Here is an 18,743-nt window from a genome sequence, read left to right as displayed (position 1 = left end):
GGCAACGCCATGATTTCGGCGATCTTTGCGCCGAGCTGGCCGACCGAGGAAATCGACGAAGAGAACACACAGCGCGACGACGTCGGTGGCACTCATTTACGTAAGCCACAAAGTAGCTAAACTTATCATCGCTCGCTCGCTTGACACCCGACGCAGCCGGCCGTAGGCGACCCATAGCCGCTATTGCGACCGTGTGGGCCAAAGGTCCGCTCTCGAGCGCACAACGGACCTCTCGTACTGACCGCGTCTTTCCAGCACGCGGCAACGGACTTCGACAGGTCCGTCGCCGCGTGGCTTCATGCAGGCTGGTCGAAACTGCCGGGGCTCTTGTCCGAGGCCGTCCACTGCGGAGTACGAGCTCGCTCCGCCTTCCGCAAGCCGGCCTTCAGGCCTTCCGTGTCGAAGTCCTTCGTATAGACTGGCGTGCCGGGCTGGTGACGCCAGGAGTCGTCGATATCGCCGTTATCGACGGCATCGAAACCCACTTCGTTGACGAGTTGCATCACTGCCGCCTTGGCGTCGGCGCTATCGCCCGAGACTGGCAGCGCAATCCGCCCCGGCGTGCCTTCCGGCTTGCCGAGATTGCGCAAGTGATCCGCGTAGATGTTGTTGAACACCTTGATTACCGGCCGGCCGATCTGCTGCGCGACCCACGCGCTTTCCATCATCCCGGACTCGATCCCGTCGATGCGGCCATCGCGCTCGCGTGGATAATAATTGCCAGTATCGATTACAACAGTGGTTTCCGGCACGTCGTCGAACAGGCCCGCGGGCAGATCGAGTACCTTCTTTTCGGGAATCGTGACCACGATCACCGCCGCACCGCGGACCACATCCGCGAGTTCGGCTGGTTTCGCGCCAGTTTCGCGGGCGACATCGGCGAGCGAATCCGGCCCGCGCGAGTTGCCGATAAGCACCTCGTGCCCATGTTCGACCCAGCGCAGCGCCAGTACCCTCCCTATATTCCCCGCGCCAATGATGCCAATTTTCATAGACCCTCCTGTTCTTCCGATTGACTAAAGTGGGACGGGCAACGGCCATGCCCGTGCGTGTTGACCATCCCCGCGTACTCGCCATAGTCTGGCATCATCCGGGCTGAGATACTGGGCCATCCCGTCCCGCAGGACGGGCGGCCTGGCCAAACAGCGCTCCCACATCAGCGCCTTCTGGCTCTCACTGTAATAGATTCGCGGTCTCTGCTTCATCTGCAACACTCCCGACGCTCACGCAGCTTCTATTGTGTTGCATCGACCGGTTGAATCCACAACCCATAGCGGACACCGGCGAGCAGATCAACCGACAGGCCGCTGCATGATCAAACTCGGACGCTGGTAGTCTCACATATCCGGAGCCACCTGTGCCATTCGCAATCGAGACTCGACATTGCATCCACGCCTCATGACAAAGGCCAAAAAAACGGTCTGCGCAAGAATTGAAGCGCGTATTGCACCGAGGATCGCAGCGGTTTGCTAAGGCGCGAACAGATCCAGCCCCGCCAGGACCAGCGTACCACTCAGAGCTAATGAGGCCGGAGAATCCCCGAGTAGCAGGATTGCCGCAGACAGCCAGTTGGAAGACATGCTACTGTTCGGATGGGTGCAGATCCAAATTACAAGCCACCGCCGGCGCTGCTGAGACTAAAGGAAGAAGTGAGGTCGGCTCCGAAACCCTCATCGCTTGCCGAGGTTGTTGCGGTGCACGCCAAGATGGCTCAAGTCACGTTTGAGAATCATGGAAATCACGTCCCAATGCTTGCTCTGTATGACAAGGATTGGAAACAAATTGACTTCATGTCGGCAGCCTTTGCTGATCAGGCAGAGAAGTACCTCTTCTGGCGAAATGTCGCAGACCGAGCGTTCTATCAGTGCGAGGTAACCCTTCTGCCTGAAAGGAACTGTCAGAACATCAAAAAGTGTAAGATCCGGTCATCATCTTTTCAGCGACCTGCCATAAGGTGCGATCGTGAATTCAACCGGCATCGCCTCTGCCCCCGCAATAGAGTTTGACGAGCTTCTCGAAAATCTAGGAATTACCTGGTACGACGCCACAAAGGAGCACTTGAGTCCTTCGGATGTGTTGTATGGTCTGCTGGATCACGGCTTGTTTAATGAGAAAATTCCGCCATGCTTTTCCAGCGCGGGTTTAACTCAAATCGTTTTGGAGACGATGGGCAGTCTTCTTGACGAACCTGATGAATCGACGCTCAAAAAAGAAATCGGCAAATGTGCTCACGACTACGTGAGATACGAGGCGTTGCGGGACAGCAATATTCCGAGGCATCTGGGTATCCCGCATCCGCAAGCGTACGCAGCTCAGGCACTGGCGATCTCTAAGCACTGGGAAACCATCGCCATTCATTGCAATAAGCCGGATCCAGCTTTCAGCCGCATTTATGTGCGGCATGTCGGAGACGGTAAGATCTTCGAGATGAACTATAAGGGTGACGAGCGCTTCCAATTCGAAGAAGATGAGCTTCGATGGATGTCCGGCGCACAGTTCGTTGTCGCCGCAGACATCGCCACGTGCTTCCCGAGCATATACACACACTCCATTCCTTGGGCGCTCCATGGTAAGGAAACCGCAAAAGGAAGCGATGGCTTGATCGACTTCGCAGGGAACCTACTTGATAGATGCACCCAGAACACGCGCGACCGTCAGACCAACGGATTGCTCATTGGCCCTCATGCGTCGACCATCATCTCCGAGATCATCTTGACGCAGATTGATGCCGACTTACAGAAAAAGGGATATCGCGAGGTTAAGCGACATGTGGATGATTACCGCTTCTACGCCGCAAATTTCGACGAGGCGCAGCGATTTATCAAGGATTTAGGGTTGGGGTTGCGTGCATTCGAGATGTCGCTAAACGAGAAAAAAACCAAAATCTTGCCTCTCCCCCGTCCAAGCGACGAAGATTGGGTATTAGTGCTCAATCGTTTCCAGTTTCCCAACGACGAACTGAAGTTTTCAGAAATCCGTTCATATTTGGATCTCGCATTAACTTGCGGCCAAACTCTAGGCAAGTCGACCCCACTGAACTACGCAATCAAGGTGCTGGCGAAGACGCAGGCGAAAAATAATCCTGGAGATCCAGATGGAATCGCCACCCGAAATCTAAGTTTGAGGGCGAAGCGAATGTATACGCAGGAAGCAATGAATCTTGCGTTAGCTTACCCGTACCTTGTTCCACTTTTGGACGAGCACGTTTTTTCACCGTACTGGCATGATGGCACGTTGAAAAAAATAGCTGAATTCTCGAGGGAGTTGATCAGAATCGGACTACACAAACTGTATCCAGATACCATAGCCCATGCATTGTTCCTTGTCCTCAAGCACAACTTGGTTCTCGACTTGGACGACAAGGAGCTCATCAACGTCATAGCACTAGATGATTGCGTCGCGAATGTATTGCTACTCGAGTACGCATTGCTTCGTGATCGCGAAAAGATAGCGAAAGCAGTAAAAAAGCGGGCAAATGTGCTGCTGAAATTGGATGCGCGTGAAAAAGACAAACATTGGCTATTGATTTATCAAATTTGGTCTGAGTCCGAGCTCGTAGGAAACGGGTACGGAACTCGGTGTCCTCATAGCCGAGAACAAACAGTCCATCGGGACCGGTGAGCACGGAGCCGATGCGATCGCCGAGCGAATTGATGTCGAAGCCGCCTTCGATGGCGACGCCGCTGGTGATGACCTCCTCCGGCTTGGTGTTCGGATCTAGGTCATAGATGACAACGAGGAGGTCCGGGATGCCGACCGCGCGATCGGCAAGAACGACTTTGCCCGAAATGATGTTGGTACCCTGCTGAACCCTGCTGTCCACCGGCGGTGACCGACATGACGACACCTCTCATTTTGATTCGTCAATCGTATGCAGAATAGACCAAGGTTGGCTTCAGTCCAATTTTGGATAGAATTTCATACGTTCGATTGCCATTAAGGCGCCGCACGACTACAGAGCGGATAAGAGAAGGGATTTTGAGGGAGTGCTGGTGTCGAGACGGTTGACCTTGCCCCTGTTTCGCGAATCCCATAGCTGAAGAATTTATGCGGCTCGTCCCTGCTGAGCTGCGAACCAGTTTTTCTCGAACGTCACAGCCCGCTGCAATACTGGCTACCGCGGTCGCTATGCACAATGACGCCAGCCCGTGGACGGCGCCGGAACCATGCCATACGCAGCGCATCTGTGACGAGCTCCGCTCTCATGTGTGGCTGCATCGACCAGCCCACTAACTGTCGGCTGAACAGGTCGATAATGACCGCCAGATAGACCCAACCCTCGGCTGTCGCACAGTACGTGATGTCGCTCGTCCAGACCTGGTTCGGTGCTGTCGCCGTGAAGTTACGCTCCAACAGATTAGGAGCCACCGGAAGGTTGTGATTCGAGTTCGTTGTCGCAATGTACTTGCGCTTGTGTTTCGCGCGGATAGCCATGTCCAAGCTCTCGAATTCCGTTACCTCTTCTATAGTTGTCGGCGGCCGATATCGATTCGCGCTCTAGTTCGAAATAAGGCGGGCAGTTCGAAATCCGGTGGCCGATTCGCGCGAAACGTGGGCTTGGCCCGAACCGACTCGTCCGCCAGTCATTCGCCGCCTCTCTGGTCGCGGTGAACGACTCGCGCGCGAAGGCTGTGCCGGACGGTTACAGCGGTCACATGGTTACAGGCAAGCCTGGCGGGCGATCCAGCGTAACCATGTCGTAACCAAGTGGTTACACAAACCGATAGCTGTTATCAATCGGCCTCTTTCGCAAGCGAAACCGTAACCATGGAACCGACCGTAACCAGATAACGAAACCGCCGCAAACGCATGCTGGGCATGGGTTACAGCGAAACTGTAACCGTGTAACCAGAAAACAGGGTAGACAATATAAACACACACACACACACACACACATATTAAAAAAACATCTCTATATATCTATCTATCTCTATTTATGGTTACATAGTTACATATACATACAACTCTTTGATTTGGTTGAGGAAATCGCGTAACCATCGCTGTAACCGTGTGGTTACAGTGGTTACAGCCGAGAGGCGTCCTGGCAGCCGCCGCCGTCCCAGCGTAATCGGCGAGGCGCCCAAACTCGGGTAGATCATCAAACCCCATTTGGAATGGGGTTCCGCAAAGTCGCAGATCGCTTAAAACACGCCACAATCCGCTGGATGGGCCGACCGGCACCCTCCCCTATCGCCTATGCCAGAGAGCGCCGTGCAGACCCCTTAAAACGCGCTAGACGACCTCACGCCAGCCGCTCGCGCCTCCCGCATTTAATGGGGCGTGAGTTGCGCTAACTCTCAACCTCCGGATTGCGAATTGAGGGCCGGCCTGCCGGACTGTGGGATTCGGGCGGTTCGGTGTTCAGCGACGAACGCAGTGCGATACATTGTTGTATCCGAAACGGCTACCGCAGAATCCACCTCTGACGATCGATCGCAGCAACTCCCGTCGCTCAATGTCGCGCCCATCCAATGGCATCGATACAGTCGGGCGTCAGCGATCATCCCGTCGAGATGCGGCGACACGCTGTGGCGCACGTCCTTCGAGCACTAGTTCACTTAGGCCGCATGATCCGCGTAACGCGGTCTCTTGATGCATTGGTGCTTGCTGTATCGTCCTCGCCCGCGTCATTGCACCGCTTCCCAGGGCAGGTTCAAGTCGTCGCGGGCAAAATGCCCATAGGCTGCTGTCGGGTAGTAAATCGGGCGCAGCAGATGACGGTTCGCGGCGTGTCAAGAATCCGCAGATGCTCGCAGTCTCGCACCGCATGCGGGCGACGAACCTAGCCCTCGCGTTGAAACATTCGGAGATGGTTTGGAGCGTCGAGCGCCTAGAGCAAATCCACGATGCGATAGTCGGCGCGATGCAGCCGGCAGACCGCGAAACCGGCGAGCGCGTTTTCGCCGCATTGAGAGAGGTGCAGGGCCGCTGCAACCTTTGATCCCCACGCGTTGGCCCTCGAGCGCGTCTGCACAAGACTGCGACCCTTGCAGTAACTTTATCAACGCCTGTGCGGTCTGAATGCCGACATCGAAAACATCACCGCCAACTGCCATATACCCGTCATCCAGCCACTTCAGCAATTTGCCCGCAAAGTCTGTCAGCGATAATTTCCCGCGTTGGAGAAGGCTTGCTAGAAGGCACAGCGCTTGAGCACCATCGTCGGACCATGTGCCGACAGGCACGCCAGCGTGAGAGCGCCTGAATTCGACGGGTGTTGTCATCTCGATTTGATCGCGTGAAGGAATTTTCTCTGGGGCGCGAAACTCGTAACCCACGCCCACGGCATCGCCGACCAGCAACCCTGCTGTAATCCGGCGAGTGACCGCAACTGGCCGCACCCGGTCTGTCGCGGCCGAATCTCGACGCCACCACGTGCATCTACAGTTTTTAGGCGGTCGGCTGCTGCAATTGCCCGGGGACGGCACGGTCATTCTTTCAACGATCAGCCCTTACCAGTTCGCGTTGGCTGCGGTTTACTTGTACGAGGGCAAGTCTTTCACGCAAGCGAGATTTACGGCTCGAATTCGACGTGAGACGATCGCCGTTCTCGCTTCGATCTTAGTTGGCTTTGTTCGCCTGGCCTACGAGCCCGGCGTCGATCGCCAGGCAAGCGTGAAGGAAACCTAACTTCTGGCCCTCTTCTTCAAGCCGCTGGAGTTCGGTCAGCGATGCCAGGTCTCGATTACCTCTCCCGTAGGAGACGAGCGCGCGTGCCCGCGCGACGACAAAGACGGAAAAGGGCGACGGCTCGCGGCGGGCGTAATCTTCAAGGGCCGCCGCATGGGCCGCGGCCGCATCCCACAGTCCACGGTCGATGCATGCGTCTATCGCGTCACGTCGAAAGAGAAAGTGATTGTGACTCACCGCCCCAGCGACGAGCAGTGCTTCGCCTTCTGCGAGCGCAGTTTCGAAGACAGTTTCATCGTCGGTCGCGCGTGCAAGGACGCCGAGATAAAACGGCTGCATATAGGCGATGCCCGTTTCCCGACTGATCGCCAGAGCCGCCCCGATATCATCAAGTGCTTCATTCTGGCGCCCGGCGACCCGATGCAACTCGGCGCGATACGCGAGAGCCTCCCCTTCAAAGCGCCTCGCCTTCAACTCGCGCGCGTGCTGCAATGCCGCGTCGACGTGCTCTCGGGCTCGATCCCACTCCGCGAGAGCGTGCAAGCAGTGATACGCGGCATGATGGGCAATCGCAAGCGCCCGGCGATGGCCGACCTCGACCTCGATTCGTCCAAACCCGTGACGTTGGCACACTTCGATGCAACGACTAAAGGCGTCGTGCGCGCTGATCATCCGGCCGCGCATGTACTCTCCATCTCCGAGCCCGCCCAGCGCGGCCGCCTCCTGTTCGTGGTCGTGCGCCTCGCGCGCGAGAGCAAGGCTGCGCCCGTGTTCACGTACGCAGCCATCGCTATCGCCGCGCGGAAAACATAGGTTGCCGCGCAGGAAGTGGATGCGCCCCTCTTCGCGCACGAGTCCCTGGGCAGTGGCTGCGGCGGCGGCGCGGTCGAGATCGGCCCATGCCCCATCGAGATCGTCGATGACTCGCTTCACAGTGGCACGCCCGATCCATGCCTGGCAACGCTCCGCGTCCGTGGCGGCGACCTTGAGGGCAGTTTCGAACGCGCCGAGTGAGGACGTCATGTCACCAACGTCATGCAGGATATTGCCACGAAGGCACTCGAGCGCGACGCGGTCGGGACGCGTGGCCGCCAGTGCGAGCCCTCGTTCGACAAGCCGGAGCGCGAATTCATAGCGGTACCCAGCCGCTTGTGAGCGCGCTGCGTCGCAATAGGCGAGCGCCGCCGCAGAGTCCGCCCCCCGATCGAGATGTTCGGCCCGCAGGACGGGGTCACGCTCGCGATACCACTGAGCGGCGCGACGATGCAACTCACGGCACCGGCTTTTCAGCAGCCCGTCATAGACGGCGTCGCGAATGAGCGCGTGATGGAAAATGAATCCGCTGCCCTGGCGTCGCAGAAGGAGACCCATGACAAGGCGCTCCAACGCTGCATCGGCGCCATCGAGGAGGTGAACAACCGCCTCCTTCTCAAAGAGCTGGCCGAGTACAGAGGCCGCCTGCAAGACAGTTTTGTCCATGGGATCAAGTCGATCCAACCGCGCTTGCACGAGACTTTGCACCGAACCCGGCACGCCAGTTCCCGCATTCTCCTCCGCATTGCGCAACAGCTGCTCGAGAAACAGCGGATTGCCCGCGGCCCTTTCTATGCAGCGCTCCACCAGAGCCTCCTGTGCATCAGGAAACGATTCGGCCATGAGTCGCGCCGCGCCGACACTCAGGGGACCGAGATCGAAGATTGCGTCCGGCGCGCCGGCTGCCGCGCGCCATGGCTGGTCAAGCGGATCACCCTGGGTCCGCGCTGTCAGCACCAGTATGGCTGGACACCCCGCCACCATTGTGGCGAGTCCGGCGAGGTCCTGGCGCGTCGATCCGTCTGACCAGTGAATATCTTCGACGGCAAGCACTCGCGGTTGCAGGCCGCTGGCACGTTGCACAAGCCTGGTCAGAACGTTCCGTCGGCCGCGCACGCGCATCTCATTGTCCATTGCCTCGTAGACCGCTCGCTCATCGACGGTCTGCGGCACATCGACCAAGACCTTGAGGAAGAGCGCGTCGTCAGCATCGATCAAGCCTTCGGCGATCGTGCGCGCAACGGCAATCGTGCCGGCATCCCCATTACTTGCGTCGTCGAGCGCCAGGAGGTCACACACGAGAGACTGGATTGCGTCCCGTCTGGCTCTCGAGCCGAAGTCGAGCACGAGGCCGCCGTGGCAAGCGAATCCCGCCACTCGTGCTTCGCGTTGGAATTCCTCGACAAGGCGAGTTTTGCCGATGCCGGCCTCACCGCGGATATGGACAATGCGGCCGCACCCGGTCTCGCGGCACGATTCGAGCACGGCCCGAAACTGGCGCAGCTCGTCACGACGGCCGACGATCGGTCGGCCCGGAACCGAGCATCGAAGACCGGCAAGACACCAGGCCGGAACCGGCTCCGTGAAACCCTTGACGGCAAGCGCGCCACGCTCCGTGCAGTCGAGGCGGTCAGCCAGGGGGCGGCGCACGGCTTCCGAGATCAGGATCTCGCCCGGCCCGGCCGCGTCGGTGAGACGCGACGCGAGGTTCACTGTCTCGCCGGTTACGGTGTACTCCCTGTGGGTCGCGCTACCGGTGTCACTTGCCACGACCTGACCACCGGCAATGCCGATATGGACGGAGAGTGGGCGTGCGAGGGTGCGGGAAAGACCGGGCATCGCGTGGCCAATCGCGAGCGCAGCGCGCACCGCGCGTTCGACATCGTTCCCGTGTGAAAGAGGTGCACCGAAAACCGCCATGACGCAATCACCGACATGCTTGTCGACGTGTCCGCCGTGCTGCTCGATAGTGCGATCGACCTGCTCAAAGTATTGATCGAGCATAGCGAGCACTTCCTCGGGATCTACTTCCCGGCTCATGTCCGTGAAACCGCATAGATCGGCGAAGAGCACCACAACCTGCCGTCGTTCGCCCTTCGCCAAGCTCAGGCCCACTGCCGCGCGCCCGGAATTCTTTCGCGCGCGCAGCTCAGTCAATGCATCGAGCAGTTTGCGGCGATGACCGACTGAAACGATGCCGAGTTCCTTCAGGTCGTCCGCAGTCAGACTGCACAGGACCTCTTCGTCAATGGCGTTCTCGCGAAACACCGGCTCGTATCGTTCCATTTCGAGGCTGCGCAGCCACGCGGCGATGTCCACGATCCCTCCTGGGTGGCAGGTCCCCGGGCCGCTTAAAAGATAGCACGACTGCGGGTTCGTGCACCGCCCCCTCTGATTCGCCGCAGTTCAGGCACGCGCGATCAGCCCGACGATGAACTGACGGGGTTCTCAGCCATTGATGTTTCCGCGTCGGGCAGCAGTCGACCCACTCCGGCCAGATAACTTGCTCGAAACCGGTCACTCCGCCGAATTCGGTTTGCGAACTGGAGTGCCAATAAACGGCCGTTGGCGACCTCACCCCATCGGCCATCTCCGGCCGTTGGCCCGAGCTTTCGTGCTGGCATTCGAACGTCGGCTTCACTCAGCGAGCGGACCTTCGCGCGCCGATCCTGTCCGGCGCGTCGTCGGCCGAAGCGGTTGTTCGGGTCTCTCTGAGGCGGAGATTCAAAGTCGGATTTCACCGGCCCTGCACCGCGTCCCGGCGCCCATTTTCATCGCTTCCAACAACTGTCCCGTGGACAGCGCCGAGAAGTTGGACCAGAGTTGGACTTTCGCCTCGTCGACAGCACAGCTTCAGTGTGGCACGCCAAGACAGCCACGTCGCCTTTGCAGCGCACCCGATGAACATTTGTGGTCGGCGAGCGGAACCGTTCCCACATGGCAAAGCCGACGACCACACAGGAGCAAGTCTTGGGACAACAAGTCAGTCATCTGCTCATCGTAGCTTTGCTGCGCTCTCTCTCAATACTTCCGTACCAATTGGTCGCGAGGCTTGGCAGCGCGCTTGGCGCGGTCCTGTATGCGCTTCCCAGCCGCCGCAAACATATAGTCCTTGTCAACCTGCGCCTCTGCTTCCCGGGAAAGACCCGAGGTGAGTACGATGAGCTTGCGAGGGAACACTTCCGGCATGTCATCCGCAGCTATCTCGAACGAGGCATTCAATGGTTTGGTAGCGCGCAAACGATAAGAAATCTCGTCCAGATCGAAAGCGCGCTTGATCTCCAAGACAAGAATCCTCCGCCTACTATCTTTTTGGGATTTCATTTCGTGGGCATCGAGATCGGGTGCATGCGTTACTCGCTGCAATTGCCTGTCGCTGCCCTGTACACGCACATGTCGAATACGCGTCTTTGCGACCTAGCCAGACGGCAACGCGGCCGATTCGGTGCGGAGATGATCGAACGTTCGACAAGCGCCAGGAAGATCGTGAGATTCCTTCACGAGGGCAAACCGGTCATGCTTGCTGCGGACATGGACCATGGCATCGACAACTCTGTTTTTGTGCCTTTTTTTGGCGTCCCTGCGTGCACGCTGACTTCTGTTTTGCGACTTGCGAGATTGGGGCACGCGCGCGTTGTGCCGTTCTTACGGAAGTACTGCCGGATTTCAAAGGGTATCGGTTGACCATTTTCGCGCCGCTCAGCGATTTCCCATCAGGAAGCGACACGAATGATGCGCGTTGCATGAATGCGTTTCTTGAGGCGCAGATAATGAAGTTCCCCGCACAGTATTACTGGGTGCATCGACGCTTCAAACATCGTCCATTCGGCATGCCTGCGGTATATTGATCGTGCCGTTCGCCTAGCTCGTTCTTACATCCCGCGAGCTATCGAAACCGGCAAACGGGACCCAGAGGGAACGGCCATGCCGGGCCAACTCCGGGCATCGACTTCACGCGGAAGCGGCCACCCGTCGAGCGTAGGACGCAATCCAGCGCGAATGCCCAACGACCGATCACTTGCCGGCCGACTCGAAGGGATGAATGACGCTGCACCTTGCGGAAGCTGCCGTTGAGCCGTCACGAGGTCGACCGGCAGAAGTGGGTCGGGCTGCGTCAGTCCGCTCCCCACACTCATCGCTCGGAAGCGGTCACTGGAATTGAGCGGCCCGGAAGCGGCCAGTCGGCAGTGCGTACTCCCGACCCTCAACGGACGGTGAACCAGACGAGATCGAACCGGCCGCTTTGCGAGGATGCTGTTGAAAAAGTCGCTGCGCGGCGTTTCCAACCTGCTGGCGAAAAAATCGACCTCTCAGATCGGCCTACAAACCGCTCGCGAACATGGGTTAAGGGTAAGACGACCCCTGAAAACCTCGTGAGAAGGACAGTCAACGACTTTTTCAACGGCATCAGAGTACAACGGTCAGTCACTTCTTCGAATCGCTCGGCAGGTTCGGCCAGAGAGGACGGTCGCGCCTCATCGTTATCGCCCGTGCACGAGTGTCCGCTTTTCGACTCCGGCGAGGGAGTGATGCCCAGAAGGCGTTTCCGTCGCCGATGTCGCGCCCAAATTGGGCGTGGAGCCAGAGTCGCGGTCACCATGCCTGGATGGATTGGCAAACCCCCTGGTCCGCGCGAGCCGGTTGGTCTTGCGCGGCGAATACTGCTTGTCGCGCGCTTGTGCGTCGTACCTGTTGAAAGCCGCCGCGTCCCAGAAAGAAGACGTGGCGCCAACAGATACCCGACGTTCGGGTAATTGGCGCCGACATCCTCGTCACGCGAGCGAATCACTCGGCCTCGGTGCTGCTTCGCCACTTTCCGCCAAGGGCCTTGACGAGCATTACGCTGGCGGTCATCTGGCGGCGATCGAGGTCCACGGCCATGCGTTCGTTCATAAGCGCCATGCTTTGCGTCACGACGACGTCCAGGTAGCCGACGCTGCCAACCTTGTACTGGTTCATCATCAACTGCAGTGCCTGCTCGGACGCCACCACCGCCTCATGCTGCTTCGCCGCCTCCTGCTGAAGGATGCGCAGCGAGGCGAGGTTGTCCTCGACCTCCTGGAACGCGGTCAGCACGGTCTGCCTGTAATCCGCGACGCTGCCCTCGAACTCCGCCTTGGCGCTGGCCGTCGTGGCGCCGCGCGCACCGGCGTCGAACAACGTACCGAGCAGCGCCGGGCCGACCGACCACATGCGCGAGGGCGCCGTCAGCAAGTTGCCGAGCGCCGAGCTTTCGAGCCCGCCCGTCGCAGACAACAGCAGCTGCGGGAAGTACGCCGCCTGCGCGACGCCGACTTGCGCATTGGCCGCCGCCGTGCGGCGCTCTGCGGCTGCGATGTCAGGCCGGCGCTGCAGCAAATCGGACGGCACGCCTGCGGGAATGATCGGCGGCGCGAAGCTGGCATCCGCGGGGGGTAAAAAAAACGTGGACGCCGGCTCCCCGATAAGGGTGGCGATCGCATGTTCGTATTGCGCGCGCAACACGTCAAGATCAATTTCCTGGGCTTGCGCATTCGCCAGTTGGGTCTGGGCCTGCGCCACATCGGACTGCGACGCGATGCCGATATTGAAGCGGTTCTGGGTCAGCTCGAGCGCCTGCTGATACGCGACGATGGTCTGGTCGAGCAGCTTCTTCGAAGCGTCGAGACCGCGCAAGTTGAAGTAGTTCAGCGCGACGTCTGCATGCATGCCAAGCCGCACGGTTTCAAGATCGGCCGCGCTCGCCTGCGCGTTCGCCTGGGCGGCCTCCACCGTGCGGCTGATATTGCCCCACAGGTCCGGCTCCCACGTCGCGCTTAACGTCATCGCGTAATCGGGGATGACCTTTCCGGAAGTCGCATGGTAGACGACGTTCTCGGAATAGCGCGTGCGGGCCGCATTCACGCTGGCGCCGACGGTCGGGAAATAACCGGCACGCGCGGAGTCCACAATCGCCCGAGCCACTTTGAGCATCGCGATGGATTTCTGGATGCTCTGGCTCGAGACGTTGACCTTGTCTTCCAGTGCGTTTAGCTGCGCGTCGCCGTACACATGCCACCAGGGGCCTCGCGACACGTCGTCGGCAGGCCGGGCGCTGGTCCATCCCGGCGCAACGGGAGGGGCTTCCTTGTAAGTGCTCGGTACCGTCACGGTCGGCCGGACGTAGTCCGGCCCGACCGCGCATCCGCCCAGCAGCAACGCACCCGCGATGGCGCCGGCACGCAGCATGTGACGACACGGCGTGGTAGTTGTCCTGGCTGTCGCCGGTCGCACGGCGATATGGGCAGGCTCGTCGATCGCAAGCGCTTTCATTGCAGTCTCCCACTTACAGAGCGGGTCATGGATGGGCCCCGCTACCCGTTGACGTGCCCTGCACCCGTACCGACTCGCCGCCCACGATGGAATCAGCCGGGTTCAGGATGACTGCGTCGTTGGCCGCCAACCCCGTGAGCACCTCGATGCGCGAACCGAAGTCGCGGCCCGGCCCGATGGTTTTCAGGGCGACCTTCCCCTGCGGGTCGACTGTCGCCACCTGGACGCCTTCCGGGCGATACAGGAGCGCGTTCGCCGGCAGCGAAAAGCCCGGGTGCGGGGTGGGCAGCGTCAGGTGGACCTGACCGTAGGAGCCCGGCAATACCGTACCGCCCGCGTTCGGAATGTCGACTTCGATTCGCAGGGTGCGCGTCGTCGCATTGATCGCGCCGGTGTTGCGGACTACCGCGCCTGAAAAGGTCCGGCCGGGAAACTGCGGGAGTGCCAGTTGGGCCGGCGTGCCATTGACGGTTACATCCGAATAGCTCTGCGGCACGTCGACATAGACACGCAGCAGGTTGGTCCTGGCGATGTCGAACAGCTCCCTGCTGGGGCCGCCCGCGCTCCCGGCCTCGATCAGTGCACCGACATCGACGTTGCGGGCCGTGATGACGCCGTCGAATGGCGCATAGACCTTTTCATACGATTGCATGTGGGAAAGCCGCGCGACATTTGATTCCATCGATGCCAGAGACGCCTGCCTGGCTTCGTCGTCGGCGACCTTCATGTCGGTTTCCTGGTGCGAGACAGAATTCATCTGCAACAGCTGCTGCCAACGTTGCGCCGTGACGTGGGCAATCCGGGCGTTTGCCCGCGCCTGCATCACATCCGCTCTCGCCTGTTTCAACTGGTCGTCGACCTCGGGTGCGTCGATCGTGGCCAATAGCTGGCCAGACTTCACCCGCGCGCCGATGTCCACATACCAGCTTTTCAGGTAACCGTTGGTGCGCGCATAGATCGGCGTCTGTTGCGCGGCCTGAATGTCGGCGGGCAGGATCAGTTCCGTGGTTGGGGGGGCCGGCTCCGGCTTCGTGACTTGCACAGTCGGCACCGCGAGTGCGGCAGTCTGGGCTTGCAGAGCCGTGCGCGCGCGCAGACGTGGCCAGATGCCAACGACCATCGCGAGAACCACCACCGCGACGACCGTCAAGGCGATGCGGCGGCGCCCCTTCCGATTGCCTCGCGCCGCTGTTGCTTCGGGCATGGAGTCATTGCGGGGATCGGACATTTTGTTTAACTCCGCTTAAAGCGGGACGTCGGTATCGAGCTTCATGACGGAAGGCGGACGGTGTTTGGCCAACCAGGCATGAACCAGCGAGAACAACACAGGGACGAAGACCAGGGTGGTCAACGTTGCGACCATCAGGCCACCAATCACGGCGCGACCCAGCGGCGCATTCTGTTCACCGCCGTCACCGGCCCCGATCGCCATTGGCACCATGCCGATGGTCATCGCCAGCGCGGTCATCATGACCGGGCGGAAGCGGCCGACGCCGGCGGCGAGAGCGGCTTGCAACGGTGCCACACCGGCGGCCAGCCTATCGCGCGCAAAGCTCACCACGAGTATACTGTTCGCGGTGGCGACGCCGATGGACATCATGGCGCCCGTCAATGCCGGCACGCTGAGGGTGGTCTGCGTGACGAACAATATCCAGAGGATCCCGGTCATGGCGCCGGGCAGGCCGGCGATGATGATGGCCGGATCGACCCACGACTGGAAATTGACGACCATCAGCAGGTACACCAGCAGCACGGCAAACGCGATACCGGCGGCGAGCGCCGAGAACGACGTCTGCATGGTCTGAACCTGGCCGCGGACCACCACCTGGGCGCCATGCGGCAGATTCGCCTTCGCCGCGGCGACGATCTGGTTCACTTCGGAGGCGACGCCACCGAGGTCCCGGCCCTGTACGGAACCGAAGATATCGATGACGGGCCGCACGTTGTAGTGCGAAACGACCGCTTGCTGAGATGCCCGCGTGAAGGTGCCGAGCGAGCCGAGAATGGTGGAGTTCTGGCCGGCGGTCGAATCCGGCCCGCCTGTGCCCGCCGCGATGCTCATCTTCAGCGGCAGATTGGCCAGCGTCTGTAGTGAGTGGATGTCATGTTGCGGCACTGCCGTCATCACCGGGTAGCTGACGCCGTTTTGCGGGTTAAGCCAGAAATTCGGCGCGGTCTGCGAACTGCCGGACAGCGCGATCAAGAGGCTCCGGGCGACATCCACCTGTTGCAGGCCCGCTTGCAGCGCCTTGGTGCGATCGACGTCGATATTGATCGCCGGCTGGTCAGCAGGCTGCTGGACGCGCAGATCGACGAGCCCCTGGACGCCGCGCAACTTGGCCTGCAATTGGTCGGCGAAAGCGCGGTTTTGATTCACGTCGTTGCCGATGACTTGAATATCGATCGGCGCCGGAACGCCGAAGTTAAGGATCTGACTCACCATGTCGGCCGGCAGAAACGAAAACGTCACGCTTGGAAACTGCGCAGTCAATTTCTCGCGCAGTTCCTTAACGTACTCTGCCGTCGGGCGGTGTCTCGTGCCGAGCGTGATGAGAATATCCGCATCCGACGTACCGATCGGCGCTGAGCTGCTGTACGACAAGTTGATGCCGCTGGTCGGCAAGCCGATGTTGTCGACGATGGTTGTCAGTTCGCTGGCCGGAATGGTCGCGCGGATGCTGGTTTCAATCGTGTCGGCCAGCCGCGCCGTCTGCTCGATGCGCGTGCCGGTCTTGGCACGCATGTGCAGCCTGATCTGGCCGGAGTCGATTTGCGGGAAGAAGTCCTGGCCCAGGAAGGGAACGAACACGAGCGAACTGAGGCAGACGACCACGAAGCCCGCCACGAACGCGCGGGGCCGACTCAGCGAGCGTGCAAGCACGCCCTGATAGCGGTTGCGCATTGCCTCGAACTTGACCTCGAAACCCTTCTGGAATTTCGCGAAGCCGCTGAGCCTCCGTTCGTATTGAATCCCTTCTTCAGTTGCGGGTTGCGCGCCGCGGAACAGATACATCGCCAGCGTGGGCACCAGCGTTCGGGACAGCAGGTAGGACGCGAGCATCGCGAACACCACTGCTTCGGCCAGCGGGGTGAACAGATAGTGCGCAACCCCCGGAAGCAGCAGCATCGGGACGAACACGATACAGATCGACAAGGTCGAAACGAGCGTCGGTATCGCAATTTCACCGGAGCCTTCAAGAATCGCCTGCAGCAATGGCTGGCCCTGTTCCAGATGGTGCGTCATGTTCTCGATCGCGACAGTCGCGTCGTCGACCAGTATCCCGACTGCGAGCGCCAGACCGCCCAGCGTCATGATATTGATCGTCTGGCCCAGGATGGATAGCACGATCAGCGACGAGATCATCGCCAATGGGATCGAGACCGCGATGATCAACGTGGCTCGCCAACTGCCGAGGAACAACAGGATCATCACAGCGGTTAGACTCGCGGCGACCAGGCCTTCGCGGATCACCCCCTGCACGGCGGATTTGACGAAGATGGACTCGTCGGTCACCGTCTGGATGTCGAGCGCCTTTGGCATCTGCGCCGCAATGAGCGGCAACATATGCTGGACGTTGCTGACGATGTCGAGAGTCGATACGTTGCCGCTCTTTTCGATCTCGAGCAGCGCCGCACGCTTGCCATCGTGGCGCACGATGTTGGTTTGCGGTATGAAGCCGTCACGCACGTTCGCCACGTCGTGAACGTAGATTACGGTGCCGACGTTGTTGGTCTTGACGGGGAGATCGTTCAATTCGGCAATCGATTTCGCGGCGCCGTTCACGTTGACGTTGTATTCGAACGTACTGATCTTCGCCGTGCCGCCCGGCAAGATCAGATTCTGCGCGTTCACCGCCTCTACAACGTCTGTCGGCGTCAGGCCCGTCGCTTGCAACGCCTGCGGATTGATGTCGACCATCACCTCACGCACCTTGCCGCCGTACGGAATCGGCACCGCGGCACCCTGTACGGTGGCCAGCTGGGTCCGGATGAAGTTGTTGCCCAGGTCATAGAGGGTCTGCTCGGGCAGCGTCCCGCTCGACAACGCGAGCTCCATGATCGGGACGGTGGACGCCTGATAGGTCAGCACCGTTGGCGGCAACGTGCCTGGCGGCAACACCTTGAGCATGGTTTGAGCGCTTGTGGACGCTTGCGTCTGCGCGCGCGTGATGTCCGCTCCCGGATGAAAGAAGACCTTGATGACGGCCACGCCGTTAAGCGATTGCGACTCAATGTGTTCGATGTTGTCGACGTCGGAGGTGAGCGCGCGTTCATACGGGGCGACGATTCTGTACGCCATGTCTTCCGATGTCAGGCCGTTATAGCTCCAGACGATGCTCAACACCGGGATGTCGATGTTCGGAAAGATATCCGTCGGCATGCGCAGGATCATCAATGGCCCGATGATCATCAACAGCAGCGCCAGCACAATAAACGTATAGGGCCGGCGTAACGCGACTTTTACGATCCACATCGTGCGTTTCCCGTCGAATAGGCGAAAAACCCCCGGTTCAATTCACACCAGTGCGGAGACGGCCGTCGCGCGCTGCGGATAAGCTTGTGTCGAAATGTTCGACCGTGACTTTGACGATGCATCTGCGATGCCAGTTGGCGCGGATCGAACGTATTTCCGTCGTATTCGGTGACGCGAACGCTCTGCAGCACGCCAAAGCCGAGACGGCCATCGGCGAGCCGAAAGCGTATCTACGATTTCATCGGAACGTCTCCTGCACAATTGGGGGTTGCACTGGTGAGCGGCCTTCATTAGCCTCTCCCACGCTGGCGTATTCCCCAAAACGCCATCGTCGCGGTGAGCAGAATGCCGGCGCCGCGGTCAGGAACCAGTACGTTTTTATGTCCCCAGATAGTCAGACCGAACAGATTCGGTAACCAGATGTAGGGCCCACGCTGTTGCGGGCGCGCAACCAAGACCGCCGCTGCGTAAGGTATTTCAGCAGGCGTTCGCACCGGCCCGAGCATCGCGCGATGGGGCTGTCCATAACACATAG

General features: G+C 59.9%; 7 protein-coding genes and 3 pseudogenes. 3 read left to right on the top strand and 7 right to left on the bottom strand.

Annotated elements, in window-relative coordinates; all coding sequences use genetic code 11:
• Positions 1–296 precede the first annotated feature (296 nt).
• A complete protein-coding gene (locus tag HV670_RS18820; RefSeq protein ID WP_175106354.1) occupies positions 297–992 on the bottom strand; it encodes an NADPH-dependent F420 reductase in 696 nt (231 codons plus the stop codon).
• 970 nt (positions 993–1,962) lie between these two features.
• Here HV670_RS18820 and drt4 point away from each other — a divergent pair.
• Complete coding sequence (gene drt4 / locus HV670_RS18815) at positions 1,963–3,621, top strand: antiviral reverse transcriptase Drt4 (RefSeq protein ID WP_175106352.1); 1,659 nt, start codon at positions 1,963–1,965, stop codon at positions 3,619–3,621.
• Between the two features lie 477 nt (positions 3,622–4,098).
• On the opposite strand, the pseudogene HV670_RS18810 reads toward drt4, so the two are convergent.
• Positions 4,099–4,428: pseudogene (locus HV670_RS18810) on the bottom strand (DDE-type integrase/transposase/recombinase); the annotation flags it as partial.
• Between the two features lie 1,318 nt (positions 4,429–5,746).
• Between HV670_RS18810 and HV670_RS31110 the strand changes: the two are divergent.
• Positions 5,747–5,941 carry a hypothetical protein gene (locus HV670_RS31110; RefSeq protein WP_246257686.1) on the top strand — a complete coding sequence of 65 codons (195 nt, stop codon included), beginning with the start codon at positions 5,747–5,749 and terminating at the stop codon, positions 5,939–5,941.
• A gap of 49 nt (positions 5,942–5,990) precedes the next feature.
• On the opposite strand, the pseudogene HV670_RS31105 reads toward HV670_RS31110, so the two are convergent.
• Both HV670_RS31105 and HV670_RS18800 read right to left on the bottom strand, forming a co-directional pair.
• Positions 5,991–6,434: pseudogene (locus HV670_RS31105) on the bottom strand (ADP-ribosylglycohydrolase family protein); the annotation flags it as partial.
• A 127-nt stretch (positions 6,435–6,561) separates the two neighbouring features.
• Entirely contained in the window at positions 6,562–9,762 is a 3,201-nt protein-coding gene (locus HV670_RS18800) for an adenylate/guanylate cyclase domain-containing protein (protein ID WP_175106348.1), read from the bottom strand.
• 618 nt (positions 9,763–10,380) lie between these two features.
• Between HV670_RS18800 and HV670_RS18795 the strand changes: the two are divergent.
• Positions 10,381–11,291 (top strand): annotated as a pseudogene (locus HV670_RS18795) (lipid A biosynthesis lauroyl acyltransferase).
• A gap of 937 nt (positions 11,292–12,228) precedes the next feature.
• Here HV670_RS18795 and HV670_RS18790 read toward each other — a convergent pair.
• The 3 genes from HV670_RS18790 to HV670_RS18780 form a co-directional block, all read right to left on the bottom strand.
• Positions 12,229–13,650, bottom strand: a complete 1,422-nt coding sequence (locus tag HV670_RS18790; RefSeq protein ID WP_175106346.1) for an efflux transporter outer membrane subunit — start codon at positions 13,648–13,650, stop codon at positions 12,229–12,231.
• 109 nt (positions 13,651–13,759) lie between these two features.
• On the bottom strand, positions 13,760–14,962 hold the full coding sequence (locus tag HV670_RS18785; protein ID WP_175106344.1) for an efflux RND transporter periplasmic adaptor subunit: 1,203 nt from the start codon (positions 14,960–14,962) through the stop codon (positions 13,760–13,762).
• Positions 14,963–14,977: 15 nt separating this feature from the next.
• Positions 14,978–18,208 (bottom strand): efflux RND transporter permease subunit, encoded by a 3,231-nt coding sequence (locus tag HV670_RS18780; RefSeq protein WP_175106342.1) that lies wholly within the window; start codon positions 18,206–18,208, stop codon positions 14,978–14,980.
• Positions 18,209–18,743 lie beyond the last annotated feature (535 nt).

Origin of the sequence: Pararobbsia alpina (assembly GCF_902859895.1) — a bacterium.
Classification (GTDB): Bacteria; Pseudomonadota; Gammaproteobacteria; order Burkholderiales; family Burkholderiaceae; genus Pararobbsia; species Pararobbsia alpina.
This window is presented reverse-complemented; position numbering and strand designations above follow the sequence as displayed.

Bases quoted from the DNA above. Each gene is read 5' to 3' on its own strand.
- HV670_RS18790 (WP_175106346.1), bottom strand. From the start codon at position 13,650: ATGCTGCGTGCCGGCGCCATCGCGGGTGCGTTGCTGCTGGGCGGATGC.
- HV670_RS18820 (WP_175106354.1), bottom strand. From the start codon at position 992: ATGAAAATTGGCATCATTGGCGCGGGGAATATAGGGAGGGTACTGGCG.
- HV670_RS18780 (WP_175106342.1), bottom strand. From the start codon at position 18,208: ATGTGGATCGTAAAAGTCGCGTTACGCCGGCCCTATACGTTTATTGTG.
- HV670_RS18785 (WP_175106344.1), bottom strand. From the start codon at position 14,962: ATGTCCGATCCCCGCAATGACTCCATGCCCGAAGCAACAGCGGCGCGA.
- HV670_RS31110 (WP_246257686.1), top strand. From the start codon at position 5,747: ATGCTCGCAGTCTCGCACCGCATGCGGGCGACGAACCTAGCCCTCGCG.